Genomic DNA, 24,904 nt, shown 5'->3' on the forward strand with positions numbered 1-24,904 from the left:
GAATCGGTATTGAGCAACACCTCACGCATCGAATTGCTCAGCCCGCGCCTTGCCAACCAGATTGCTGCTGGCGAGGTGGTAGAACGGCCGGCTTCTGTGATCAAGGAGTTGCTGGAAAACAGCCTGGACTCCGGCGCCAAGCGTATCGACGTCGACGTCGAGCAGGGCGGCGTCAAGCTGCTGCGGGTACGTGACGATGGCAGTGGCATCTCCTCCGATGACCTGCCGCTGGCTCTGGCCCGTCACGCCACCAGCAAAATTCGCGACCTTGAAGACCTTGAACGGGTGATGAGCCTGGGCTTTCGCGGTGAGGCCCTGGCCTCTATCAGTTCCGTGGCCCGCCTGACCCTGACGTCCCGCACCCGTGGCGCCGAGCAAGCCTGGCAAGTGGAAACCGAGGGTCGCGACATGGCGCCTAGGGTCCAGCCGGCCGCCCACCCGGTGGGCACGTCGGTGGAAGTGCGCGACCTGTTCTTCAATACCCCGGCGCGTCGCAAATTTCTCAAGGCCGAAAAAACCGAATTCGATCACCTGCAAGAAGTCATCAAGCGCCTGGCCCTGGCTCGCTTCGATGTGGCCTTTCATCTGCGCCACAACGGCAAGACCATCCTCAGCCTGCACGAAGCCTGTGACGATGCGGCACGCGCTCGGCGTGTGGCGGCAGTTTGTGGCGCAGGCTTCCTGGAGCAGGCGCTGCCCATTGAGGTGGAGCGTAATGGCTTGCACCTGTGGGGCTGGGTCGGTTTGCCGACCTTCTCCCGTAGCCAGGCGGATTTGCAGTATTTCTACGTGAACGGCCGTGCGGTGCGCGACAAACTGGTGGCCCACGCGGTGCGCCAGGCTTATCGCGACGTGCTGTTCAACGGTCGGCATCCGACCTTTGTGCTGTTTTTTGAGGTCGATCCTTCTGTGGTCGACGTCAACGTGCACCCGACCAAACACGAAGTGCGCTTCCGTGATGGGCGCATGGTCCACGATTTCCTCTACGGCACCTTGCACCGTGCCTTGGGCGATGTACGTCCGGACGATCACCAGTCGGCGCCGATTGCCACGGCCATGGTTCGCCCGACGGGGCCGGAAGCCGGTGAGTTCGGCCCCCAGGGCGAAATGCGCCTGGCTGCCAACCTGCTGGAACAGCCGCAAACCCAGCCGAGCTACGCCGCGCCGGGGTCGGGTGCTGGCGCCGGATATCAGTATCAATACACGCCCCGGCCGCAATTGGCGGTGCCTGTGGCTGAAGCCCAGGCAGCCTATCGCGAGTTCTTCGCGCCGCTGCCCGAAGCGGGAGCGGCGGCGTTGCCGGAAGGTCAGGGTGATGTCCCGCCTTTGGGTTACGCTCTGGCCCAGCTCAAGGGTATCTACATTCTTGCGGAAAACGCCCACGGCCTGGTACTGGTGGACATGCACGCCGCCCACGAGCGGATCATGTACGAGCGCCTGAAAATCGCCATGGCCAGCGAAGGCCTGAGCGGCCAGCCGCTGCTGGTGCCGGAATCCCTGGCGGTCAGCCAGCGCGAAGCCGATTGTGCCGAAGAGCACGTCAGCGTGTTTCAGAAGCTGGGTTTTGAACTGCAGCGCCTCGGCCCGGAAACCCTGGCGATCCGGCAAATCCCGGCGCTGCTCAAGCAGGCCGAAGCTAACCGGCTGGTGGCTGACGTGCTGGCAGACCTGATGGAGTACGGCACCAGCGATCGTATCCAGGCGCACATCAACGAACTGCTCGGCACCATGGCCTGTCACGGCGCGATCCGCGCCAATCGGCGCCTGGCCCTGCCGGAAATGAACGGTTTGCTGCGGGACATGGAAAACACCGAACGCAGCGGCCAATGCAACCATGGCCGACCGACCTGGACCCAGATGGGGCTAGACGATCTGGACAAACTGTTCTTGCGTGGTCGTTGATGAGCGCTCTTCCTCCCGCCATCTTCCTGATGGGCCCGACGGCCGCCGGCAAGACCGACTTGGCCATCGAGCTGACCAAAGTCCTGCCCTGCGAGCTGATCAGCGTCGACTCCGCCCTGGTTTACCGGGGAATGGATATCGGCACTGCCAAGCCTTCGAAAGAGTTGCTGGCCCTGCATCCCCACCGGTTGATCGACATCATTGACCCGTCTGAGAGCTACTCGGCGGCTGATTTTCGCACTGACGCCCTGGTTGCCATGGCCGAAATTACCGCGCGGGGCAATATTCCGCTGCTGGTGGGCGGCACGATGCTCTACTACAAGGCTTTGCAGGAAGGTCTGGCTGATATGCCCCCAGCCGATCCCCAGGTGCGCGCCGAGCTTGAAGAAGAGGCTGTGCGCCTTGGCTGGCAAGCCCTGCATGACCAACTGGCGGCAGTTGATCCGGTGTCTGCAGCGCGGATTCATCCCAATGACCCTCAGCGCCTTTCACGAGCTCTGGAAGTCTGGCGGGTCAGCGGGCAGACCATGACCGCCCACAGACTGAGACAATCTGCGCAAAGTACTGATGCAGGCGCTTCGGGGCAGCCACAATTACCCTATACTGTCGCAAATCTGGGCATCGCTCCGGCTAATCGTCAGGTTCTGCATGAGCGAATTGCACAAAGATTCACAATTATGTTGGAACAGGGGTTCGTGGAGGAGGTCGTAGCATTGCGTTCAAGAGGTGATCTGCATCCAGGATTGCCTTCGATACGTGCTGTAGGCTACCGCCAAGTCTGGGATCATCTGGATGGCAAGCTGACGTCAGCCGAAATGCAGGAGCGAGGCATCATTGCCACGCGCCAGTTGGCAAAGCGCCAGTTCACTTGGCTGCGCAGTTGGACTGAGTTGCATTGGCTGGACAGTCTGGATTGCGACAATCTGTCACGCGCCTTGAAATACTTGGGAACGGTCTCCATATTGAGCTGAGTCCTTGCAATTGCCGTCTATCCTTGGGGGTGTGACGGCTACGAGCTATCTATTTTCCGATTTTTTATTATTGATCCTTAAAGGAGTGCGGCACATGTCAAAAGGGCATTCGCTACAAGACCCTTACTTGAATACTTTACGTAAAGAGAAAGTTGGGGTTTCCATCTATCTGGTCAACGGTATCAAGCTGCAAGGGACGATCGAGTCTTTCGACCAGTTCGTCATCCTGCTGAAAAATACCGTTAGCCAAATGGTTTACAAGCACGCTATCTCAACAGTAGTGCCGGTTCGTCCAATTCGTCTGCCTAGCGCAACCGAAACCGAACTGGGTGACGCTGAGCCAGGTAACGCCTGATAGGAGTCTCCTTTGTTCTTTGAGCGCCACGGTGGTGGTGAGCGGGCAATCCTCGTTCACTTAGATGGTCAGGACCCTGAGGCGCGCGAAGATCCGCAGGAGTTTCAGGAGTTGGCAATTTCGGCTGGCGCCGAGACTGTCGCGTTTATTAACGTGCCGCGTCATCGTCCAACCGCCAAATACCTGATTGGCAGCGGCAAGGTCGAGGAATTGCGCGACCTGGTCAAAGCCGAACAGGTAGATCTGGTTATTTTCAATCACACCCTTACGCCCAGTCAGGAACGTAACCTCGAACGTGTTTTCGAGTGTCGCGTGATTGACCGCACGGGTCTGATTCTCGATATTTTCGCCCAACGCGCCCGTACCCATGAAGGCAAGCTCCAGGTCGAATTGGCCCAGCTTGAGCACATGAGTACCCGGCTGGTTCGCGGCTGGACTCACCTTGAACGCCAGAAAGGCGGTATTGGCCTGCGTGGCCCGGGTGAAACCCAGTTGGAGACCGACCGTCGTTTGCTGCGGGTTCGCCTGAAGCAGATCAAGGCTCGGCTTGAGAAGGTTCGCAGCCAGCGTGAGCAATCGCGTCGTGGCCGCAAGCGCGCCGATATCCCGACCGTTTCACTGGTGGGATACACCAACGCCGGCAAATCCACACTGTTCAATTCGGTGACGGAATCCGACGTTTACGCCGCTGACCAACTGTTCGCCACCCTCGACCCGACCCTGCGCCGTTTGGATATCGACGACCTGGGGCCGATCGTGCTGGCCGATACCGTAGGTTTCATTCGTCACTTGCCCCACAAGCTGGTCGAGGCGTTTCGAGCTACGCTCGAAGAGTCGAGCAACTCCGACCTGCTGTTGCATGTGATCGATGCTGCCGAACCTGACCGGATGTTGCAGATTGAACAAGTAATGCTGGTACTGGGCGAGATTGGGGCCCAGGACTTGCCGATCCTTGAGGTCTATAACAAACTCGATTTGCTTGAGGGCGTGGAGCCGCAAATCCAGCGTGACGAAGACGGCAGGCCCCAGCGGGTATGGCTTTCGGCGCGGGATGGCTGCGGGTTGGACTTGCTCAAACAGGCGGTTGCCGAGTTGCTGGGCAACGATTTGTTTGTTGGCACCTTGCGCTTGCCTCAGCGTTTTGCTCGACTGCGTGCACAGTTTTTCGAAATGGGCGCGGTCCAGAAAGAAGAACACGACGAAGAAGGTGTCAGTCTGCTGGCGGTTCGATTGCCACGGGCCGAGCTGAATCGGTTGGTTAGCCGTGAAGGCATACCGCCGATGGACTTTATCGAGCAACACACTTTGCAATAAAAGCCTGAGAAAGCGGTTGTGCCGCTGTAGCAGGCATTCTGTAGCATTGGTCGGCGCGCCGTGGGTGCGTCTTTGCTTTATCAGATGGAGATCGCTATGGCTTGGAATGAGCCGGGTGGCAACTCGAATAATCAGGATCCTTGGGGTGGTAAACGCCGCAATAATGGCGACCGCAAGGGGCCACCAGATCTCGACGAGGCCTTCCGAAAGCTGCAGGAAAGCCTGAATGGGTTGTTCGGTGGTGGAAAAAAACGTGGTGGTGACGAAGGTGGTCGTGCCGGTAAAGGGGGTGCTTATGGCATGCTCGGTATCGGCCTCGTCGTGCTGGCCGCCGCCTGGCTGTACAGCGCGGTATACGTAGTGGATGAGCAGGAGCAGGCCGTCGTGCTGCGCTTCGGCAAATACTACGAGACCGTCGGCCCCGGCCTGAACATCTACTTCCCGCCGATCGACAAGAAGTACATGGAAAACGTCACGCGTGAGCGTGCGTATACCAAGCAGGGCCAGATGCTCACCGAAGACGAGAACATCCTCGAAGTGCCGCTGACCGTGCAGTACAAGATCAGCAACCTGCAGGATTTCGTTCTGAACGTCGATCAGCCGGAAATCAGTCTGCAACAAGCGACCGAAAGCGCCCTGCGCCATGTGGTGGGTTCCACCGCGATGGATCAGGTGCTGACCGAAGGTCGTGAGTTGATGGCCAGCGAGATCAAGGAGCGCCTGCAACGGTTCCTCGATACGTATCGCACCGGTATCACCGTCACCCAGGTCAACATACAGAGCGCAGCCGCACCGCGTGAAGTGCAGGAAGCCTTCGATGATGTGATCCGCGCCCGTGAAGACGAGCAGCGTTCGCGCAACCAGGCTGAAACCTACGCCAACGGCGTGGTGCCGGAAGCCCGTGGTCAGGCCCAGCGCATCCTTGAAGATGCCAACGGTTACCGCGACGAAGTGGTCTCTCGCGCCAAGGGTGAGGCGGATCGCTTCACCAAACTGGTGGCCGAGTACCGCAAGGCACCGGAAGTCACCCGCGAGCGTCTGTACCTGGACACCATGCAGGAAGTCTTCACCAACACCAGCAAGGTTCTCGTGACCGGCAACAAGGGCGGGCAGAATAATCTGCTTTACCTGCCGCTGGACAAGATGATCGAAGGTGGTCGTAGCGGTACCAGTGCTCCGGCAACCGGTTCGACTGCCGCTGCCAACGAAGCGAGTGCCCGTGCGGCCGCTGACTTGCAGCAACAGCAAACACGTACCAGGGAGAGTCGTTGATGAGCAATAAATCGCTGACCGCCCTGATTGTGGGCGTCGTCGTGGTCATCGCTGCCTGGAACTGCTTCTATATCGTGGCTCAGACCGAGCGTGCGGTGTTGCTGCAATTCGGTCGCGTGGTCCAGGCAGATGTCCAGCCAGGCCTGCATGTGAAAGTCCCCTACGTCAACCAGGTGCGCAAGTTTGATGCGCGCCTGATGACGCTGGATGCACCGACACAGCGCTTCCTGACCCTGGAAAAGAAAGCCGTGATGGTTGACGCCTACGCCAAGTGGCGCGTCAAGGATGCCGAGCGCTTCTACACTGCGACTTCCGGCCTCAAGCAGATTGCCGACGAGCGTTTGTCGCGCCGTCTGGAATCGGGCCTGCGTGACCAGTTTGGTAAGCGCACCCTGCACGAGGTGGTATCCGGTGAGCGTGATGCGCTGATGGCGGATATCACGGCTTCGCTGAACAAGATGGCTGAAAAAGAGCTGGGCATCGAGGTTGTCGATGTTCGGGTCAAGGCCATTGATCTGCCGAAGGAAGTGAACCGCAGCGTGTTCGAGCGCATGAGCACTGAGCGTGAGCGTGAGGCTCGTGAGCACCGCGCCAAGGGTAACGAACTGGCTGAAGGTATCCGTGCGGATGCTGACCGTCAGCGTCGAGTGCTGTTGGCAGAAGCCTATCGCGAGTCTGAAGAGTCCCGTGGTGATGGTGATGCTCAAGCCGCGTCGATCTACGCCAAGGCTTATGGCCAGGACCAGGAGTTCTACGCGTTCTATCGCAGCCTGCGCGCCTACCGTGAAAGTTTCGCGAACAAAACCGACGTCATGGTTCTGGATCCGAGCAGCGACTTCTTCCGTTACCTGGAAAAGTCCAAGCCCTGATCCCACGTTGACTTGAAGGGCACTCCGTCGGGCTAAAATGCTTGGCGGGGTGATCCTTTGGGAAAACGGGTGTATGATGCGGCAGCCGGGAAATTCCCGGCTTTTTTGCGTCTGCATGTTTGATTGTCGTTTGTTGTATCGACACGACAGGTTTTTCGAGGAAGGTGCCCGACGAGGCCGATTGCTGGCCATTCGTCACGTTGTTCATGCGCGTGGTTTATGCAAATGGACCGGGCATTTTCTGCTTCACTCAAGGCTCGCCTGACGGCTTGCCGCCCGGATCATAGGGGAATGGCGTAATGGCAACGGTAGACCGCTGGCTGCTGCCAGATGGCATCGAAGAAGTACTGCCACCAGAAGCTGCGCGCATTGAAGTAGCGCGTCGCCAGGTGTTGGATCTGTTCCAGAGCTGGGGTTACGAGTTTGTCGTGACTCCCCATATCGAGTACCTGGAATCCCTGCTGACCGGCGCGGGCCAGGACCTGGATCTGCGCACCTTCAAGGTCATCGACCCGCAGTCGGGCCGGCAAATGGGCTTTCGCGCCGACATCACGCCGCAAGTAGCGCGCATCGATGCGCACACCCTGCGCCGTGAAGGGCCGAGCCGCCTGTGCTACGCCGGCAGCGTCCTGCATGCTCAGCCGCGTGCGTTGTCGTCTTCCCGTAGCCCGATACAGCTGGGCGCCGAGTTGTACGGTGATGCCAGCCCGAGCAGTGACGTGGAAGTTATCAGCCTGATGCTGGCGATGCTGCAACTGGCCGATGTGCCGGATGTCCACATGGACCTGGGTCATGTCGGTATCTACCGCGGCCTGTCCCGTGCGGCTGGTTTGTCCGGTGAAGTGGAGCAACAGTTGTTCGATGCCCTGCAGCGCAAGGCTATCGATGAAGTCATCGCCCTGACCGAGGCTGTACCCGCTGATCTGGCTGGCATGCTGCGTGCGCTGGTGGACCTGTGTGGTGGCCCTGAAGTGTTGGTTGCCGCCAAGGACCTTCTGGCGAACGCGCCGGCCCCTGTTTTGGCGGCCCTGGACGATGTGCTGGCGATTGCCGAGCGCCTGTCGGCGCGGTTCCCGCAGTTACCGCTGTATTTCGACCTGGGTGAGTTGCGCGGTTACCACTACCACACCGGTGTGGTGTTCGCGGTGTTTGTTCCGGGTGTTGGCCAGGCCATCGCCCAGGGTGGTCGTTATGACGACATTGGCGCCGACTTCGGTCGTGCCCGTCCAGCGACCGGTTTTTCCACCGATTTGAAAACCCTGGTGACCCTGGGGCGTGCTGAGGTCGAGTTACCGTCTGGCGGTATCTGGATGCCCGACAGTACGGATGCAGCACTCTGGCAGCAGGTTTGCCAGTTGCGCAGTGAGGGTCAGCGTGTCGTCCAGGCATTGCCTGGGCAGCCATTGGCCGCCGCCCGTGAAGTGGACTGCGACCGGCAATTGATTCTGCAGAACGGGCTTTGGCAAGTATCGCCACTGGCTTCTTGAGTTTTCCTGCCGGCCGCTGCCGGTACCAAGTTTGCGCGAATGAGGACAAGTGTTATGGGTAAGAATGTCGTAGTCCTGGGCACCCAATGGGGTGATGAGGGCAAAGGCAAGATCGTTGATCTGCTGACCGAACATGCTGCCGCCGTAGTGCGCTACCAAGGTGGCCACAACGCTGGTCACACCCTGGTCATCGATGGCGAAAAAACCGTCTTGCACCTGATTCCGTCGGGCGTATTGCGCGAAGGCGTGCAGTGCCTGATCGGCAACGGCGTGGTGGTTGCACCTGACGCCCTGCTGCGCGAGATCACCAAGCTGGAAGAGAAAGGCGTACCAGTGCGCGAGCGCCTGCGCATCAGCCCTTCCTGTCCGCTGATCCTGTCCTTCCACGTTGCGCTGGATCAGGCCCGTGAAAAGGCCCGTGGCGAGCTGAAGATCGGTACTACCGGTCGCGGCATCGGCCCGGCCTACGAAGACAAGGTTGCACGTCGTGGCCTGCGTGTTGGCGACCTGCTCAACATGCCGCGCTTTGAAGACAAACTGCGTGAACTGGTGGATTACCACAACTTCATGCTGGTTGGTTACTACAAAGAGCCCGCCATCGAATTTGAAAAGACCCTGGCTGAGTGCAAGGAATATGCTGAGCTGCTCAAGCCACTGATGCTGGATGTGACTGCCGAGCTGCACGACCTGCGTCGCGCTGGCAAAGACATCATGTTCGAAGGCGCCCAGGGTTCGTTGCTGGACATCGACCACGGCACCTACCCGTACGTAACCAGTTCCAACACCACCGCTGGCGGCGTTGCGACCGGTTCGGGCGTTGGCCCGATGTTCCTGGACTACATCCTCGGCATCACCAAGGCGTACACCACGCGTGTAGGTTCGGGTCCATTCCCGACTGAGCTATTCGACGAAGTCGGTGCGCACCTGGCTAAACAAGGTCACGAGTTTGGCGCGACTACTGGCCGCGCACGCCGTTGTGGCTGGTTTGACGCCGTTATCCTGCGTCGCGCTATTGATGTGAACAGCATCTCGGGCATTTGCCTGACCAAGCTAGACGTACTCGACGGCCTGGAAACCATCAACATCTGCATCGGCTACAAAGATGCGGAAGGTAAGGATGTTGCCCCAACTGACGCTGACAGCTACGTGGGCCTGCAGCCTGTGTACGAAGAAGTGCCGGGCTGGACTGAGTCGACCGTGGGTGCCAAGACTCTGGAAGAGCTGCCAGCCAACGCCCGTGCTTACATCAAGCGCGTTGAAGAGCTGATCGGCGCGCCGATTGACATTATTTCGACGGGCCCGGACCGCAACGAGACCATCGTTCTGCGTCATCCGTTCGCTTAATAAGCTGTTGATGTAAAAAGCAAAGGGTCCCTTCGGGGACCCTTTGTCGTTTCTGTCTTGCGTACGGCACGACCCTTGCTGTGTTTCTTTCTTTCGCGGTGCTATCAAATTAATGGCACCCGTGATGGAGGGATTCCCGATGTCTGCCGTTCTCTCATTGTTACAAAGCCGTCTGTTGCGGCCGGTGTTCGTTACCCTTGGTATCGCTCTTTTGGTGCAAGTGCTGGTGGCCGTCGCTCTGACTCGGAGCACAGTCACTGCCCTGGAAGCCGATTTGGGTAATCGCTTGGGGGTGGATAGCCAAAAACTCTCCTTTGAGTTGGCGCAAGCCGGGAAAGAGGTCACTTCCAGTCTGGACAGTCTGTCTTCCAGCACTCGTCAGCGTCTGACAGCCGGACTTTCGACCCGTCTGCAGGAAGAGCAGAAGCAGCTGCGTGCGACCCTGGAAAAAGACCTGAAGGACTCCGCCAATGACATGGCGCAGTTGCTGGCCTCGGTGGCGCCCCGCGCCATGTGGGACAGCGATGTGCCGACGCTGTCGGAGTTTGCCCGGCGCGCCCAGCGCAATCCCAATGTGCTGTTCGTGGTCTATGACGACGCTACCGGTCAACACCTGACTCGCTATCTGAACCGGGAAAACCCGATCAACAAGGCGTTGCTGGAAAAGGGTCGGGGCGACCGTGCCCTGGATAAAGTACTGGATGCGGCGAAGAACGATCCGTCGGTTTACTACCTTGAATCCTCCATCAGCCCCAACGGCGTGGAGATCGGTAAAGTCATCATGGGGGTTTCTACTGCATCGGTAGAAACCGACCTTGCAGCCCTGGATGCACGGTTTGCAGCGCTGATCGCCAGCAGTGATCAGTTGGTGGGTGACAGCCTCAAGGGTGCAGCGGCGGATAGCGCGGCAGCCATGGGGGCGCGGTTGCAGTCGGCGCAAGCGACCGCGACCCAAATGACCGCCAACACCACCGGCGCCGTGCAGGAGGCCGCTGGTACCTTGCGCTGGCGCATCGGTATGGGCTTAGCAGTGGTGGGGTTTGGCGTGCTGCTGTTGATTGCCGTCGTGCTTGGGCGTCGGGTGGTCAATCGCCTGAAGTTGCTGATCGCCGCTATGGACGATTTGGCGGCGGGCGAGGGCGATCTGACCAAGCGTGTACAAATCAGCAGCAAGGACGAAATTGGCGACATGGCCGCGGCCGTCAATCGCTTTGTCGATAAGTTGCAGCCTATCGTCCGTGAGGCGGGCGATGTGGCCCAGCGTACCGGCGTGGAAATCGGCGCGATGACCTTGCGTAACGCTGGCGCCGATGCGGCCGCCGGCTTGCAGCGCGATGAAGTGGCCGAAAGCCTGCGAGCGTTGTCGCAAATGGCTGATGAGGCCCAGGCGGAAAGCCATGCCATGCAGGCGGCTTTGCAGCAGGTGGTGGATATTCGCCAGGCTACCGACGAAAACTCCCGCACTTCGGCCGAGGTCGGCAGCCTGATCGAGGCGTTGGCGGGGCAGGTTGAAACTGGCGCCAAGGTCATCGAACGCCTGGCACAGCAGAGCGAGCAGATTGAAGTGGTGTTGACGGTGATCCACGGGATTGCCGAGCAGACCAACCTACTGGCGCTGAACGCGGCTATCGAGGCGGCGCGTGCCGGCGAGACCGGTCGTGGCTTTGCGGTGGTGGCAGATGAGGTGCGGGCCCTGGCCAGTAAGACGCAAAGCTCCACCGGTGATATTCAGGCTCATATCGTTGCGTTGCAGCAGGGCGCTCGTGAGGCCGTGGCAACCATCGGCAAGGCCGGGCGCCAGGCCAGCGAAGGTTTGCTGGTGCTGCGCGACAGCGTGCGCTTGCAGCAGTCGGTGCAGGCCTCGGTGGAGCAGGTGCATGCGGCGATTGGCCTGGCGACTCGGGCGGCGGAGCATCAGGCGCAAGGGGCTCATGCCGTGCGTGGGCGGGTTGAGATCATTCATGCCCAGGCCGAACGGGCGGCCCAGGCAGTGGTGGAGACCACCGCTAGCGGCAAGGTGCTGGATGGGCTAGCTGCGCAGTTGAAGGCGAGCCTGGGGCAGTTCAGGGCTTGAGGTGTTGTGGTGAGGGAGTGAAGCTCCCTCATTTCACCGGCTCAAATACATCCGCGTTGTAAGCAGGTAAACCGGCAACCCCGACACTAGAATCAACAGCGCCGCATAAGGCGCCGCCGCTGCGAACTCGACATTTGAGGTGTGCGCCCACACGGCCGTTGCCAGAGTATTCAGCCCGGTGGGGCTGAGCAGCAACGTCGCCGTCAATTCCTTCATGGCATCCAGAAATACCAGCGCAAACGCCGCCCCCAGTGCCGGGAAGATAATCGGTAGGGTCACCCGACAAAACGCACTGAACGACGACGCGCCCAGCGTGCGCGCGGCTTCTTCCAATTGCGGTGCGGCCTTGTTCAGCGCCGTGCGGATCGGCGCCTGGGCCAGCGGCAGAAACAGCAGTGCATAGGCAATCAGCAATAGCGCCGAGGTCTGATACAGCGCCGGCACATAATGCAGGGCGAAATACACCAGCGTCAGCGCAATCACCAAGCCGGGCAGCGCATGCAGTAAATACGGCAAGCGTTCGGCCCACATCGCCAACTGGCCCTTGTGGCGCACCACCAGCAACCCGACCGGTACCGCCAGTGCCAGGCACAGGGCAGCGCCGCCGAGGGACAGCGCCAGGGAGGAGAGCAGGGCTTCGCTGATCGCGGCCACCGGAAAGGCCGCCGAAGAGCCAACGGCCAGCCAGTAGCCGAGCATGCCCAAGGGAATGCCGCTGCCTATGATCGCCAGCAGCAGGCAATACAGTTGTCCCGGCGTCGTCCATTTGCCGAGATGTACCTGTTCGGCATGTCGCGCGGCGCCTTGACCGGTGCGCACGTGTCGGCCTTTACCGCGTACCCGCAGCTCAAGCCACAGTAGCGTCAGGCACATTACCAATAGCACCGCTGACAGCATCGCCGCGTTGGCATTGCTGAACTCCAGCTCGAATTGCTGATAGATCGCAGTGGTAAAGGTTTGCAGGCCGATGATCGACAGGGCGCCGAACTCCACCAGCATATGCAGGGCAATCAACAGCGCCCCAGCCAGCAGTGACGGCCACAGCAGTGGCAAGGTGATGCGAAAGAAGACGCCCCAGCGATTGAGCCCCAGAGTGCGGGCTGATTCCTCCAGGGACGGATCAAGATTGCGCAAGGTCGCCGCCACGGGCAAAAATACCAGTGGGTACTTGGAAAGGGTCATCACCAGGATTGCACCGCCTAATCCTTCAAAGTTGGCGCTCAGGGACACCCAGGTAAAACTGCTGACAAACGCCGGCACCGCAAACGGCAGGCACAGGATCACTCCCCAGATCCGTCGCCCTGGCAGGTTGCTGCGTTCCAGCAGCCAAGCGAGGGACAGGCCGATCACCGCGCAGGCCACCGTCACGCCCACCATCAACGCCAGGGTATTGCGCAGTAGCCCGAATACATACGGTCGCCACAGCAAATGTACGGCCTCGGCCCAGCCGGCCTGCCAGGCCTTGAGGCCGACATAGACCAGTGGTAACAGGCTCAGGCCCACCAGCAGTAAAACCGGCAGCAGCAGCCAGATCGAAGGGCGTTTGCGTCTTGGCGTAAACGCCCCGCGCAAGGCGGGGGCGGGTAGCGATGGGTTCATCAGTTCAAGCCAACGTCACGTTCCAGTTCCAGGGCTTCTTCGGCGTTGCCCAGGTCGGCGGGGGTAACTTTCGGCGGTTGCAGCTCGCTGAAAGGCTTGAGGCCGCGATTGGACTCCATACCCTTGCGCAGGGGGTACTCGGCGGAGGTGTTGGTGATCACCCGCTGGCCTTCTTCGCTGACCATGAATGCCAGCAATTGCTGGGCTTCTTTCGGGTGTTTGCTGGATTTCAATGCGGCCGCGGCAGACACGGTGATCAGGCCGCCCGCATCGCCATCGGTGAAGTAGTGCAGTTGCGAATCCAGATTGGTTTTTTCTTTCTTCAGGGCAAACCAGTAGTAGTTGTTCACCAGCACAGTGGCGACTTCGCCATTTTCCACTGCTTTAAGGGCGACCATATTGTTGCTGTAGACCTTGCCGAACGCACGCAAGCCGGTCAGCCATTCCTCGGCAGCTTCGCGTCCGTGCATCTTGATGATGGCCACGGCCTGCTCCTGGAAAGCGCCGCTGGTAGGCACAAAGCCGACCTTGCCTTGCCACTGGGGCTCGGCAAATTCCAGCACCGATTTGGGCAGGTCTTTCTCGTCAATCAGTTTCGGGTTGAAAGCCACGACGCGGGTGCGCGCCGTCACGCCCATCCAGGCGCTGTTGCCGGCCACGTATTCCTTGGGCAGCACGTCAAGGGTGCTGGCGTCGATGGTGGCGAGCAAGCCTTGTTCGCCGAGTTTGTTCAGCGGCGGCGACTCTTCGGTGTAGATCACGTCGGCAGGGGAGCGGTCACCTTCTTCGACGACCTGGCTGGCCAGCTGGTTGCTGCTGCCCTTGCGCACATTGACGTGGATGCCGGTCTTGGCTTCGAAGGCCTTGGCGAGTTCATCGCCGACCTCCTTGTGTTGGCCGTTGTACAAGGTCAGTGCGACCTTGTCGGCGGAATAAGCGGCGGGCGACAGCAGTGTCAGGCCGAGCAGAGTGATGGTCAAGCCACGCAGAAGGGATGTCTTGAGACGGGTATCGCGGATCATCATTCGCAGGGTTCCTCACTTGAATTGCAACAAATCGTGAGAATGATAAACGATCGTAGGAGCGGATGTAGGAGCTGTCGAGTGAAACGAGGCTGCGATCTTTCAAGAACGCCGCAAAACCAGCATGAATTTCGGTAGGCCAGAAACGCAAAAACCCGCTTTCGCGGGTTTTTGTGAGACTTAAGGTTAAAGCCTCAAGTTTTGAATTGGTGCCCAGAAGAAGACTCGAACTTCCACGACCTTGCGGTCACCAGCACCTGAAGCTGGCGTGTCTACCAATTTCACCATCTGGGCAGCATCAGCAACGTTGCCGCTGTTGATGGAGCGAACTATACGGAGCGGTTTTTGATCTGTAAACCCCTGATTTGATTTTATAAATCAAGTTTGTCGTTAAAAATCAAAGGTCTGTAACGCAAAAACCCGCTTTCGCGGGTTTTTGTGAGAGTCTTGTGATCGTTTGGATCTCAAGCTCGAAATTGGTGCCCAGAAGAAGACTCGAACTTCCACGACCTTGCGGTCACCAGCACCTGAAGCTGGCGTGTCTACCAATTTCACCATCTGGGCAGTATCGGCAACGTTGCCGTCGTCGATGGCGCGCACTATACGGACCACCTTTTAAACTGTAAACCCCTGTCATCAAAAAAGCCTGGAAAATTTCCCGGGCGGTCGCGCAAGGTGCGTTCCAGGGGCTACAAAGTGTTTTTACGAGCTTGTTGATGTCTGAAATTTCCCGTTTCAATACGCGTATGCCAAACTAACCCGCATATAGACAAGGTGAAAACTCTCTAATGGCCGATTGGCAGTCCCTCGATCCCGAGGCCGCTCGTGAAGCGGAAAAATATGAAAACCCTATTCCTAGCCGCGAACTGATTCTGGCGCATCTCGCCGATCGGGGTTCGCCTGCTAGCCGCGAGCAGTTGGTTGAAGAATTCGGTCTGACCACCGAAGACCAACTCGAAGCCCTGCGCCGCCGCTTGCGCGCCATGGAGCGCGATGCTCAGTTGATCTACACCCGCCGTGGCACGTACGCGCCCGTGGACAAGCTCGACCTGATCCTTGGTCGCATTGCCGGCCACCGTGATGGTTTCGGTTTCCTGATCCCGGACGACGGCAGCGACGACCTGTTCATGAGCCCGGCGCAAATGCGCTTGGTGTTCGATGGCGATCGTGCTCTGGCACGCGTGTCGGGTCTGGACCGTCGCGGTCGTCGCGAAGGCGTGATCGTCGAGGTGGTATCGCGCGCCCACGAGTCTATCGTCGGCCGGTACTTCGAAGAGGGTGGCATCGGCTTCGTGATTCCGGATAACCCGAAGATCCAGCAGGAAGTGCTGGTCACGCCGGGCCGTAACGGCGCCGCGAAGGTCGGTCAGTTTGTCGAGGTGAAAATCACCCATTGGCCAACTCCACGCTTCCAGCCTCAGGGCGATATCGTTGAAGTGGTCGGCAACTACATGGCGCCGGGCATGGAAATCGATGTTGCGTTGCGCACCTACGATATTCCTCACGTCTGGCCTGAAGCTGTGCTGAAAGAGGCTGCCAAGCTCAAGCCGGTAGTCGAAGAAAAAGACAAAGAGAAACGCATCGACCTGCGCCATCTGCCGTTCGTCACCATTGACGGCGAAGATGCTCGTGACTTCGACGATGCGGTCTATTGCGAAGCCAAGCCTGGCAAGCTGCGCCTGTTCTCCGGCGGCTGGAAATTGTTCGTCGCCATTGCCGACGTGTCCAGCTACGTGAAGATCGGTTCGGCCCTGGACAATGAAGCCCAGGTGCGCGGCAACTCGGTGTATTTCCCCGAGCGCGTAATTCCGATGCTGCCTGAGCAGTTGTCCAACGGCTTGTGCTCGCTGAACCCGAAAGTCGACCGCTTGGCCATGGTCTGCGAGATGACTATCTCGAAAACCGGCGAAATGACCGATTACCAGTTTTACGAGGCAGTGATCCACTCCCAGGCGCGCCTGACCTACAACAAGGTCAGCACCATCCTGGAGCAGCCGAAAACCAGCGAAGCCAAGACTCTGCGTGATGAGTACGGCCATGTCGTGCCGCACCTCAAGCAGCTTTATGCGCTGTACAAGGTATTGCTGGACGCACGTCATATACGTGGCGCGATCGATTTTGAAACCCAGGAAACCCGGATCATCTTCGGTTCCGAGCGCAAGATCGCCGAAATCACTCCGACTACCCGTAACGATGCGCACAAGCTGATCGAGGAATGCATGCTGGCCGCCAACGTGGCCACCGCCGAATTCCTGAAGAAACACGAGATTCCTGCGCTGTATCGGGTTCACGATGGTCCGCCGCCGGAGCGTCTGGAAAAACTGCGCGCCTTCCTCGGTGAGCTTGGCCTGTCCCTGCACAAAGGCAAGGACGGCCCGTCGCCGAAGGATTACCAGGCCTTGTTGGCGAGCATCAAGGACCGTCCGGATTTCCATCTGATCCAGACCGTCATGCTGCGTTCCTTGAGCCAGGCGGTGTACAGCGCTGATAACCAGGGTCACTTTGGCCTGAATTACGAGGCGTACACCCACTTCACCTCGCCGATTCGCCGTTATCCGGACTTGCTCACGCACCGGGCGATCCGTAGCGTGATCCATTCCAAGCAGAACACCCCGCACGTCCAGCGCGCCGGTGCCATGACCATTCCGAAGGCGCGGATTTATCCGTACGACGAAGCGGCCCTGGAACAGTTGGGCGAACAATGCTCCATGAGCGAGCGTCGCGCCGACGAAGCCACCCGCGACGTGGTGAATTGGCTCAAGTGCGAGTTCATGAAAGACCGTGTTGGCGAGTCGTTCCCTGGTGTGATCACTGCGGTGACCGGTTTTGGCTTGTTCGTCGAGCTGACTGACATCTACGTCGAAGGCCTGGTGCACGTCACCGCCTTGCCGGGTGACTACTACCACTTCGACCCTGTGCATCACCGTCTGGCGGGCGAGCGCACCGGTCGCAGCTTCCGCTTGGGCGACACCGTGGAAGTACGGGTCATGCGCGTCGACCTCGACGAACGCAAGATCGACTTCGAAATGGCGGAAAAAACCATTGCCGCACCGATTGGCCGCAAGAAGCGTGGCGCTGAAGCCACTGCTCCTGCTGGCAAGGGCGTCCCTGCGAAAGCCGCTGTCGAGTCTGCACCGGCCAAGGCTGCTGGTCGTCGCACGTCGACCAAGGAAAAAGCCCCTGAGGTTTACCGTCCAGGCGATGCTGCGGCGAAAAACGCCGAGCTGCGCAAGAGCCGTGAGTTGAAGCAGGCATTGCTCAACGAAGCGAAAAGCGGTGGTAAAGCGGCGTCTGCGGGAAAGTCCCAGGGGGCGGAAAAGCCGTCGAGCAAGCCGAGTAAACACCGTAAAGGCCCGCCAAAAGCGGGTTCGGCTCCCGCGAAAAGCGGCGGGTCGCGCAAACCTAAGGCCAAGTCATGAGTCTGGAAAAAATCTATGGCGTACACGCCGTAGAAGCGTTGCTGCGTCACCACCCAAAACGCGTCAAGCAGGTTTGGCTGGCGGAAGGTCGCAATGATCCGCGGGTACAAACGCTGATCGAACTGGCTAACGAAAATCGCGTGGCCGTGGGCCAGGCCGAGCGTCGCGAAATGGACGTCTGGGTTGAAGGCGTGCACCAGGGTGTGGTGGCGGACGTGAGTCCGAGCCAGGTCTGGGGCGAGGCGATGCTCGATGAGTTGCTCGATCGCACTGAAGGTGCGCCGTTGCTGTTGGTGCTCGACGGCGTGACCGATCCCCACAACCTCGGCGCCTGCTTGCGTTCGGCGGATGCTGCCGGTGCGCTGGCGGTGATCGTTCCCAAGGACAAGTCGGCCACCTTGACGCCTACCGTGCGCAAAGTGGCCTGTGGTGCGGCGGAAGTAATTCCGCTGGTGGCGGTGACCAACCTGGCGCGCACCCTGGAGAAGCTCCAGCAGCGCGGCTTGTGGGTTGTCGGCACAGCGGGGGAGGCCGAGGTCAGCATTTATGACCAAGACCTCACCGGTCCTACCATCCTGATCATGGGGGCCGAGGGTAAGGGCATGCGTCGCCTGACCCGCGAGCATTGTGATTACCTGGTGAACCTGCCGATGGCGGGTAGCGTCAGCAGCCTCAACGTGTCGGTAGCGACGGGCGTGTGCCTGTTCGAAGCGCTGCGTCAGCGCGGCGCCAAGGCCAAAGCCAAGAAGTCCTGATTCGCGCACTATCTACTGTAGGGGTGAGCAAGCTCGCTCCTACAGCGTTAGGGCCAGGCTCACATTTTTCGCAGTGTCTGTGATTGTTCAAATAATCACCAATTGCCTTGCGCCCTTTCTTTCCCTTCTCTACAATTGCGCCCCTTGCCTACCTGGCAGGCACACATGTGCCTACCCTGCGGCAAGATCCATAAGTGTCATTCACTCCTTGTCTGACCGTTTTTTAGCGGCAGGCTACAACCCGTAAGGAGCATTCATGCGTCATTACGAAATCATCTTTTTGGTCCACCCGGATCAAAGCGAGCAAGTCGGCGGCATGGTTGAGCGTTACACCAAGCTGATCGAAGAAGACGGCGGCAAAATCCACCGTCTGGAAGATTGGGGCCGTCGTCAACTGGCCTATGCAATCAACAATGTTCACAAGGCTCACTACGTGATGCTGAACGTTGAGTGCACCGGCAAGGCTCTGTCCGAGCTGGAAGACAACTTCCGCTACAACGATGCAGTGATCCGTAACCTGGTCATCCGTCGCGAAGAAGCCGTTATCGGCCAATCCGAGATGCTCAAGGCTGAAGAAAACCGCAGTGAGCGCCGTGAGCGTCGCGACCGTCCTGAGCACTCCGACAGCGCCGATGGCGTTGATGGTGATGACAGCGACGCCAGCGATAACGCTGACGAGTAATCCACGGACCTTTTAAGGAGCCAATTACATGGCACGTTTCTTCCGTCGTCGTAAGTTCTGCCGCTTCACCGCTGAAGAAGTGAAGGAGATCGATTACAAAGATCTCAACACTCTGAAAGCCTACGTATCCGAGACCGGCAAAATTGTTCCAAGCCGCATCACCGGTACCAAAGCTCGTTATCAGCGTCAGCTGGCCACCGCTATCAAGCGCGCCCGCTTCCTGGCCCTGCTGGCCTACACCGACAGCCACGGCCGCTGAGACCGGGCAGTCGACAAGTAGTAAGGGATTGAATGCATGCGCGCCTTAGCTGAGTTCATCATGCGCGGTCGTGTGCAGGCCACTCTAGTAGTGGCTGGATGTGCAGCATTGCCGTTGTTGTATTGGTTGGGTGCTGCCGCTGGATGCCTTGTGCTCCTGCGGCGCGGTTTGAAGGACGCCTTGGGTGTTGTTGCCCTGGGACTGCTGCCAGCCTTGGTCTGGTGGCTGCAATTCGATGATCCACGGGTACTTCTGGTGCTGCTGGGGTCATCGGGACTTGCGTTGGTTTTACGCGCAAGTGAGTCCTGGAGCCGTACGCTGCTGGTCAGCGTGGCATTGGGGTTGGTGTATTCGGTATCGTTAGGCGCGGCTTTCCACCCGCAAATCGAGGCGCTGGCGCAGGAAATCGTCAAGATCCTGCCCTTGGCCCTCGGGGAGCTCTACCAGCAGTTATCGGTAGAGGAGCGAGCGCGCTTTGCTTCACTGGTTGCACCGGTTCTTACCGGCCTGATTGCGGCATTGTTGCAGGTCGTCAGTGTGCTGAGCCTGATTCTTGGGCGCTACTGGCAGGCGTTGTTGTACAACCCGGGTGGTTTTGGTCGCGAGTTTCGTAGTATCAGAATCCCAGCAGGACCGGCGATGTTGCTGCTGGCGTGCATGCTTGTCGGACCGAACTTCGGTCCGCAAATGGCCATGTTAACGCCGTTGTGCAGCGTACCGTTGGTGTTCGCCGGGCTGGCCTTGATTCATGGGCTGGTGGCGCAAAAGCGACTGGCCAGGTTCTGGCTGGTGGGGTTGTACGTGACGCTGTTGCTGTTCATGCAGCTGATCTATCCGTTACTCGTGGTTTTGGCCATTGTCGACGGCCTGATTGATTTTCGCGGTCGTCTGGCGCCGAAAGACGCCGACAACGCGAACGGTGAAGGTTAAAAGTTAGAGGATTTTCACATGCAACTGATCCTTCTGGAAAAAGTCGCCAACCTGGGCAACCTGGGCGACAAAGTGAACGTTAAGGCCGGTTACGGTCGTAACTACCTGCTGCCATACGGCAAAGCCACCGCTGCAACCGCTGCCAACCTGGCTGCGTTTGAAGAGCGTCGTGCAGAGCTTGAAAAAGCAGCAGCAGACAAAAAAGCTTCGGCCGAAACTCGCGCTGCCCAACTGGCTGAGCTGGAAGTGACTATCACTGCCACCGCCGGTGACGAAGGCAAGCTGTTCGGTTCGATCGGCACCCACGACATCGCTGACGCACTGACCGCCTCCGGCGTTGAAGTGTCGAAAAGCGAAATTCGTCTGCCGAACGGCACCATCCGCAACGTTGGCGAATTCGATGTAGCCGTGCACCTGCACGCTGAAGTCGAAGCAACCGTACGCGTTGTTGTGGTAGCAGCTTAAGCAGCACCTAACTGACTGGCACCTCGCGTGCCAGACGGTTAACATCGGGCACGATCCTGTTCACAGGTCGTGCCTTTTGTTTTTCTACAGCCCCCTAATTTCAAGTGGCCATGAACGATATCTCCGCTCCTGAGCAATACGATCTGCAAACCGCGTCCCTGAAGGTGCCACCGCACTCCATCGAGGCCGAACAGGCCGTGCTCGGTGGTCTGATGCTGGACAACAACGCCTGGGAGCGCGTGCTTGATCAAGTCTCGGACGGTGATTTCTATCGACATGACCACCGCCTGATCTTCCGCGCCATCGCCAAACTGGCTGATCTGAATTCCCCCATCGACGTCGTGACCCTTGCCGAGCAATTGGACAAGGAAGGTCAGACCTCGCAAGTGGGCGGTCTTGGATACCTGGGCGAGTTGGCGAAGAACACCCCGTCCGTCGCCAACATCAAGGCCTATGCGCAAATCGTGCGTGCGCGGGCGACGCTGCGGCAATTGATCGGTATCGCTGCCGAGATCGCTGACAGCGCCTTTAACCCGGAAGGGCGTACGGCCGAAGAGATCCTCGACGAAGCAGAGCGGCAGATCTTCCAGATCGCCGAAGCGCGGCCGAAAACCGGAGGCCCGGTGAGCGTTAACGACCTGTTGACCAAGGCTATCGACCGCATCGATACCCTGTTCAATACCGATAACGCCATCACCGGCTTATCTACGGGTTATACCGACCTCGATGGCATGACCAGTGGCTTGCAGCCGTCTGACCTGATCATTGTCGCCGGCCGTCCGTCCATGGGTAAGACCACCTTCGCCATGAATCTGGTGGAGAACGCCGTACTGCGTAGCGAGAAGTGCGTCCTGGTCTACTCGCTGGAGATGCCAGGTGAATCGCTGATCATGCGGATGCTCTCGTCTCTGGGCCGCATCGACCAGACCAAGGTCCGCGCCGGCCGCCTGGAAGATGACGACTGGCCGCGCCTGACCTCGGCGGTCAACCTGCTCAACGATCGCAAGCTGTTCATTGATGACACTGCGGGTATCAGTCCCTCGGAAATGCGTGCGCGGACCCGTCGTCTGGTGCGTGAGCACGGCGAGGTTGGCCTGATCATGATCGACTACCTGCAACTGATGCAGATCCCCGGTTCCAGCGGCGACAATCGGACCAACGAGATTTCCGAGATTTCCCGTTCGTTGAAGTCCTTGGCCAAGGAATTCAACTGCCCGGTGGTTGCCCTGTCCCAGCTCAACCGCTCCCTGGAACAACGCCCGAACAAGCGCCCGATCAACTCTGACTTGCGCGAATCCGGAGCGATCGAACAGGATGCTGACGTAATCATGTTCGTTTACCGGGACGAGGTTTATCACCCGGAGACCGAGCACAAGGGCATCGCCGAAATCATCATCGGTAAACAGCGGAACGGTCCAATCGGCACCACACGCTTGGCGTTTATCGGTAAATACACCCGTTTTGAAAACCTCGCGCCGGGCAGTTATAACTTCGACGACGAATAATTCGTCGCTGGCCAGCAAGCGTTCACGGGCTAATAGAGGCTGATAATTTCCGAGCGTTATAGTCGGAATTGGTCAAATTTTGTGCTATATTCCGCGCCCGCGATTTTTCATCTCAACACCGGTCATCGTCATGCAAACAGCCAAGCCGTTATTTGACTATCCCAAGTACTGGGCCGAATGTTTCGGTCCTGCGCCATTCCTGCCGATGAGCAGGGAGGAGATGGATCAGCTTGGCTGGGATTCGTGCGACATCATCATCGTCACCGGTGATGCCTACGTCGACCACCCATCGTTCGGTATGGCAATCATCGGCCGGCTGCTGGAGTCCCAGGGCTTTCGCGTCGGGATCATTGCCCAGCCCAACTGGCAGTCCAAAGACGACTTCATGAAGCTCGGCGAGCCGAACCTGTTCTTCGGTGTCGCGGCCGGCAACATGGACTCAATGATCAACCGCTACACCGCCGACAAGAAAATCCGGTCCGACGACGCCTATACCCCTGGCGGCATGGCTGGCAAACGCCCGGACCGTGCGAGCCTGGTCTACAGCCAGCGCTGCAAGGAAGCCTACAAGAATGTGCCGATCGTACTCGGTGGTATCGAGGCTTCCCTGCGCCGCATCGCCCACTACGACTACTGGCAGGACCGCGTACGCAACTCGATCCTGATCGACGCCTGCGCCGACATCCTGCTGTATGGCAACGCCGAACGGGCCATTGTCGAAGTCGCCCAGCGCCTGTCCTACGGTCACAAGATCGAAGACATCACCGACGTGCGCGGCACCGCGTTCATTCGTCGTGACACGCCAAAAGACTGGTACGAAGTCGATTCCACACGCATCGACCGTCCGGGCAAGATCGACAAGATCATCAACCCGTACGTCAACACTCAGGACACCCAGGCCTGCGCCATCGAGCAGGAAAAGGGCCCGTCTGAAGACCCGCAGGAAGCCAAGGTCGTACAGATCCTGGCCAGCCCGCGCATGACTCGCGACAAGACCGTGATCCGTCTGCCATCGGTAGAAAAAGTCCGTGGTGACTCGGTGCTTTATGCCCACGCCAACCGCGTACTTCACCTGGAAACCAACCCCGGCAACGCCCGCGCCCTGGTGCAGAAGCACGGTGAAGTGGACGTGTGGTTCAATCCGCCGCCCATTCCCATGACCACCGAAGAAATGGACTACGTGTTTGGCATGCCTTACGCACGGGTTCCGCACCCGGTATATGGCAAGGAAAAAATTCCGGCCTACGACATGATCCGCTTCTCGGTGAACATCATGCGTGGCTGCTTCGGTGGCTGCACCTTCTGCTCGATCACCGAGCACGAAGGCAGGATCATCCAGAACCGTTCCGAAGAGTCGATCATTCGCGAAATCGAAGAGATCCGCGACAAGGTTCCGGGCTTCACCGGCGTCATCTCCGACCTCGGCGGGCCGACCGCGAACATGTACCGCATTGCCTGCAAGAGCCCGGAAATTGAATCCGCGTGCCGCAAGCCATCCTGCGTGTTCCCTGGCATCTGCCCGAACCTGAATACCGACCACTCGGCGCTGATCCAGCTGTACCGCAGCGCCCGTGCGTTGCCGGGTGTGAAGAAGATCCTGATCGCATCTGGCCTGCGTTACGACCTCGCGGTCGAGTCGCCGGAATACGTCAAGGAACTGGTGACCCACCACGTCGGTGGTTACCTGAAGATCGCCCCGGAACACACCGAGGAAGGTCCGCTCAACCAGATGATGAAACCGGGCATCGGCAGCTATGACAAGTTCAAGCGCATGTTCGAGAAGTACACCAAGGAAGCGGGCAAGGAGCAGTACCTGATCCCGTACTTCATCGCCGCCCACCCCGGCACCACCGATGAAGACATGATGAACCTGGCCCTGTGGCTCAAGGGCAACGGCTTCCGTGCCGACCAGGTGCAAGCGTTCTACCCCTCGCCAATGGCCACCGCCACGGCGATGTACCACTCGGGCAAGAACCCGCTGCGCAAAGTCACCTACAAGAGTGACTCGGTGACCATCGTCAAGAGCGAAGAGCAGCGCCGCCTGCACAAGGCCTTCCTGCGCTACCACGACCCGAAAGGCTGGCCGATGCTGCGTGAAGCACTGACCCGCATGGGCCGCGCCGAGCTGATCGGGTCGGGCAAGGATCAACTGATCCCGCTGCACCAGCCTGCCACCGACAGCTATCAGAGCGCCCGTCGCAAAAACTCGACGCCGGCTGGTAGCCATAAGGTTGCCAAGGAAACCACCACCAAGATCCTCACCCAGCACACCGGCTTGCCGCCGCGTGCCAGTGATGGTGCTAACCCGTGGGACAAGCGTGAACAGGCCAAGGCTGCGGCGTTTGCCCGCAATAAGCAGGCCGCCAAAGAGCGCACCGATGCGGCCAAGGGCAAAGGCAATAAGCCAGCCCGCAAACCGGTCGTGCCGCGTTGATCGCAGCCTGAATCACAAAACGCCAGCCTTCGTGCTGGCGTTTTGCTTTCTAGCGCCCGGCATGGGCGCAATCTTGTGGATGAACGTCCCGCCGTAAGCTGACCACAGCGAACGAAGTGAAGCGCAACTGCATGAGGGCGACCGAGTGTGGGGAGGAAGCGTGAATCGACGCCAGGGCAGATCACGGCGCCGGGTAATCCCACTCCACCTGGGTAGATTCACCACCCGCCCTCACGCTCTTGGCAC

The 24,904-nt window shown here is 59.3% G+C and carries 18 protein-coding genes, 2 tRNA genes and 2 pseudogenes; 18 read left to right on the forward strand and 4 right to left on the reverse strand.

What is annotated here, in order from left to right; translation table 11 throughout:
* Nucleotides 1-9 precede the first annotated feature (9 nt).
* From mutL to FQ182_RS30855, 10 genes and pseudogenes are all read left to right on the forward strand, one after another.
* The gene (gene mutL, locus FQ182_RS05760; protein WP_178114396.1) at nt 10-1,902 is read left to right on the forward strand and encodes a DNA mismatch repair endonuclease MutL; all 1,893 of its coding nucleotides are present in this window, start codon (nt 10-12) and stop codon (nt 1,900-1,902) included.
* Nucleotides 1,902-2,873: a tRNA (adenosine(37)-N6)-dimethylallyltransferase MiaA gene (gene miaA / locus FQ182_RS05765; RefSeq protein WP_149411155.1), complete on the forward strand. Its 972-nt coding sequence runs from the start codon at nt 1,902-1,904 to the stop codon at nt 2,871-2,873. The genes mutL and miaA overlap by 1 nt, the downstream gene beginning before the upstream one ends.
* A 94-nt stretch (nt 2,874-2,967) precedes the next feature.
* Complete coding sequence (gene hfq, locus FQ182_RS05770; RefSeq protein ID WP_133101422.1) at nt 2,968-3,228, forward strand: RNA chaperone Hfq; 261 nt, start codon at nt 2,968-2,970, stop codon at nt 3,226-3,228.
* A 12-nt stretch (nt 3,229-3,240) separates the two neighbouring features.
* Nucleotides 3,241-4,542 carry a ribosome rescue GTPase HflX gene (gene hflX, locus FQ182_RS05775; protein ID WP_149411154.1) on the forward strand — a complete coding sequence of 434 codons (1,302 nt, stop codon included), beginning with the start codon at nt 3,241-3,243 and terminating at the stop codon, nt 4,540-4,542.
* Between the two features lie 96 nt (nt 4,543-4,638).
* Entirely contained in the window at nt 4,639-5,814 is a 1,176-nt protein-coding gene (hflK, locus tag FQ182_RS05780; protein ID WP_149411153.1) for an FtsH protease activity modulator HflK, read from the forward strand.
* Nucleotides 5,814-6,683, forward strand: a complete 870-nt coding sequence (gene hflC, locus FQ182_RS05785) for a protease modulator HflC (protein ID WP_133101425.1) — start codon at nt 5,814-5,816, stop codon at nt 6,681-6,683. The genes hflK and hflC overlap by 1 nt, the downstream gene beginning before the upstream one ends.
* Before the next feature lie 299 nt (nt 6,684-6,982).
* On the forward strand, nt 6,983-8,170 hold the full coding sequence (locus tag FQ182_RS05790) for an ATP phosphoribosyltransferase regulatory subunit (RefSeq protein WP_149411152.1): 1,188 nt from the start codon (nt 6,983-6,985) through the stop codon (nt 8,168-8,170).
* Nucleotides 8,171-8,224: 54 nt separating this feature from the next.
* On the forward strand, nt 8,225-9,514 hold the full coding sequence (locus FQ182_RS05795; protein WP_010213605.1) for an adenylosuccinate synthase: 1,290 nt from the start codon (nt 8,225-8,227) through the stop codon (nt 9,512-9,514).
* Nucleotides 9,515-10,628: 1,114 nt separating this feature from the next.
* A pseudogene (locus tag FQ182_RS30850) lies at nt 10,629-10,682 on the forward strand (hypothetical protein); the annotation flags it as partial.
* Between the two features lie 390 nt (nt 10,683-11,072).
* A pseudogene (locus FQ182_RS30855) lies at nt 11,073-11,588 on the forward strand (methyl-accepting chemotaxis protein); the annotation flags it as partial.
* A 33-nt stretch (nt 11,589-11,621) separates the two neighbouring features.
* Here the strand turns inward: FQ182_RS30855 and FQ182_RS05805 are convergent.
* The 4 genes from FQ182_RS05805 to FQ182_RS05820 form a co-directional block, all read right to left on the reverse strand.
* A complete protein-coding gene (locus FQ182_RS05805; RefSeq protein WP_149411150.1) occupies nt 11,622-13,187 on the reverse strand; it encodes an iron ABC transporter permease in 1,566 nt (521 codons plus the stop codon).
* On the reverse strand, nt 13,187-14,212 hold the full coding sequence (locus tag FQ182_RS05810) for an extracellular solute-binding protein (protein WP_149411149.1): 1,026 nt from the start codon (nt 14,210-14,212) through the stop codon (nt 13,187-13,189). Before FQ182_RS05810 ends, FQ182_RS05805 begins: the two co-directional genes overlap by 1 nt.
* Nucleotides 14,213-14,416: 204 nt before the next feature.
* Nucleotides 14,417-14,503 (reverse strand) — tRNA-Leu (locus FQ182_RS05815).
* A 183-nt stretch (nt 14,504-14,686) separates the two neighbouring features.
* Nucleotides 14,687-14,773, reverse strand: a tRNA-Leu gene (locus FQ182_RS05820).
* Between the two features lie 224 nt (nt 14,774-14,997).
* Between FQ182_RS05820 and rnr the strand changes: the two genes are divergently transcribed.
* The 8 genes from rnr to FQ182_RS05860 all read left to right on the forward strand — a co-directional run bounded on the left by rnr (nt 14,998) and on the right by FQ182_RS05860 (nt 24,658).
* Nucleotides 14,998-17,628 (forward strand): ribonuclease R, encoded by a 2,631-nt coding sequence (rnr, locus tag FQ182_RS05825; RefSeq protein ID WP_149411148.1) that lies wholly within the window; start codon nt 14,998-15,000, stop codon nt 17,626-17,628.
* Entirely contained in the window at nt 17,625-18,383 is a 759-nt protein-coding gene (gene rlmB / locus FQ182_RS05830) for a 23S rRNA (guanosine(2251)-2'-O)-methyltransferase RlmB (protein WP_149411147.1), read from the forward strand. The genes rnr and rlmB overlap by 4 nt, the downstream gene beginning before the upstream one ends.
* Nucleotides 18,384-18,639: 256 nt before the next feature.
* Nucleotides 18,640-19,065, forward strand: a complete 426-nt coding sequence (gene rpsF, locus FQ182_RS05835) for a 30S ribosomal protein S6 (RefSeq protein ID WP_131428048.1) — start codon at nt 18,640-18,642, stop codon at nt 19,063-19,065.
* A 28-nt stretch (nt 19,066-19,093) separates the two neighbouring features.
* Nucleotides 19,094-19,324: a 30S ribosomal protein S18 gene (gene rpsR / locus FQ182_RS05840; protein ID WP_003171373.1), complete on the forward strand. Its 231-nt coding sequence runs from the start codon at nt 19,094-19,096 to the stop codon at nt 19,322-19,324.
* A 36-nt stretch (nt 19,325-19,360) separates the two neighbouring features.
* Entirely contained in the window at nt 19,361-20,254 is an 894-nt protein-coding gene (locus tag FQ182_RS05845) for a hypothetical protein (RefSeq protein WP_133101433.1), read from the forward strand.
* A gap of 18 nt (nt 20,255-20,272) precedes the next feature.
* Nucleotides 20,273-20,719 carry a 50S ribosomal protein L9 gene (rplI, locus tag FQ182_RS05850; RefSeq protein WP_133101434.1) on the forward strand — a complete coding sequence of 149 codons (447 nt, stop codon included), beginning with the start codon at nt 20,273-20,275 and terminating at the stop codon, nt 20,717-20,719.
* Nucleotides 20,720-20,829: 110 nt separating this feature from the next.
* Nucleotides 20,830-22,224, forward strand: a complete 1,395-nt coding sequence (gene dnaB, locus FQ182_RS05855; protein WP_149411146.1) for a replicative DNA helicase — start codon at nt 20,830-20,832, stop codon at nt 22,222-22,224.
* 130 nt (nt 22,225-22,354) lie between these two features.
* Nucleotides 22,355-24,658, forward strand: a complete 2,304-nt coding sequence (locus FQ182_RS05860; RefSeq protein WP_149411145.1) for a YgiQ family radical SAM protein — start codon at nt 22,355-22,357, stop codon at nt 24,656-24,658.
* The last annotated feature ends 246 nt before the right edge of the window (nt 24,659-24,904 follow it).

Source organism: Pseudomonas sp. ANT_H4, from assembly GCF_008369295.1.
In the GTDB taxonomy this organism is placed as follows: Bacteria; Pseudomonadota; Gammaproteobacteria; order Pseudomonadales; family Pseudomonadaceae; genus Aquipseudomonas.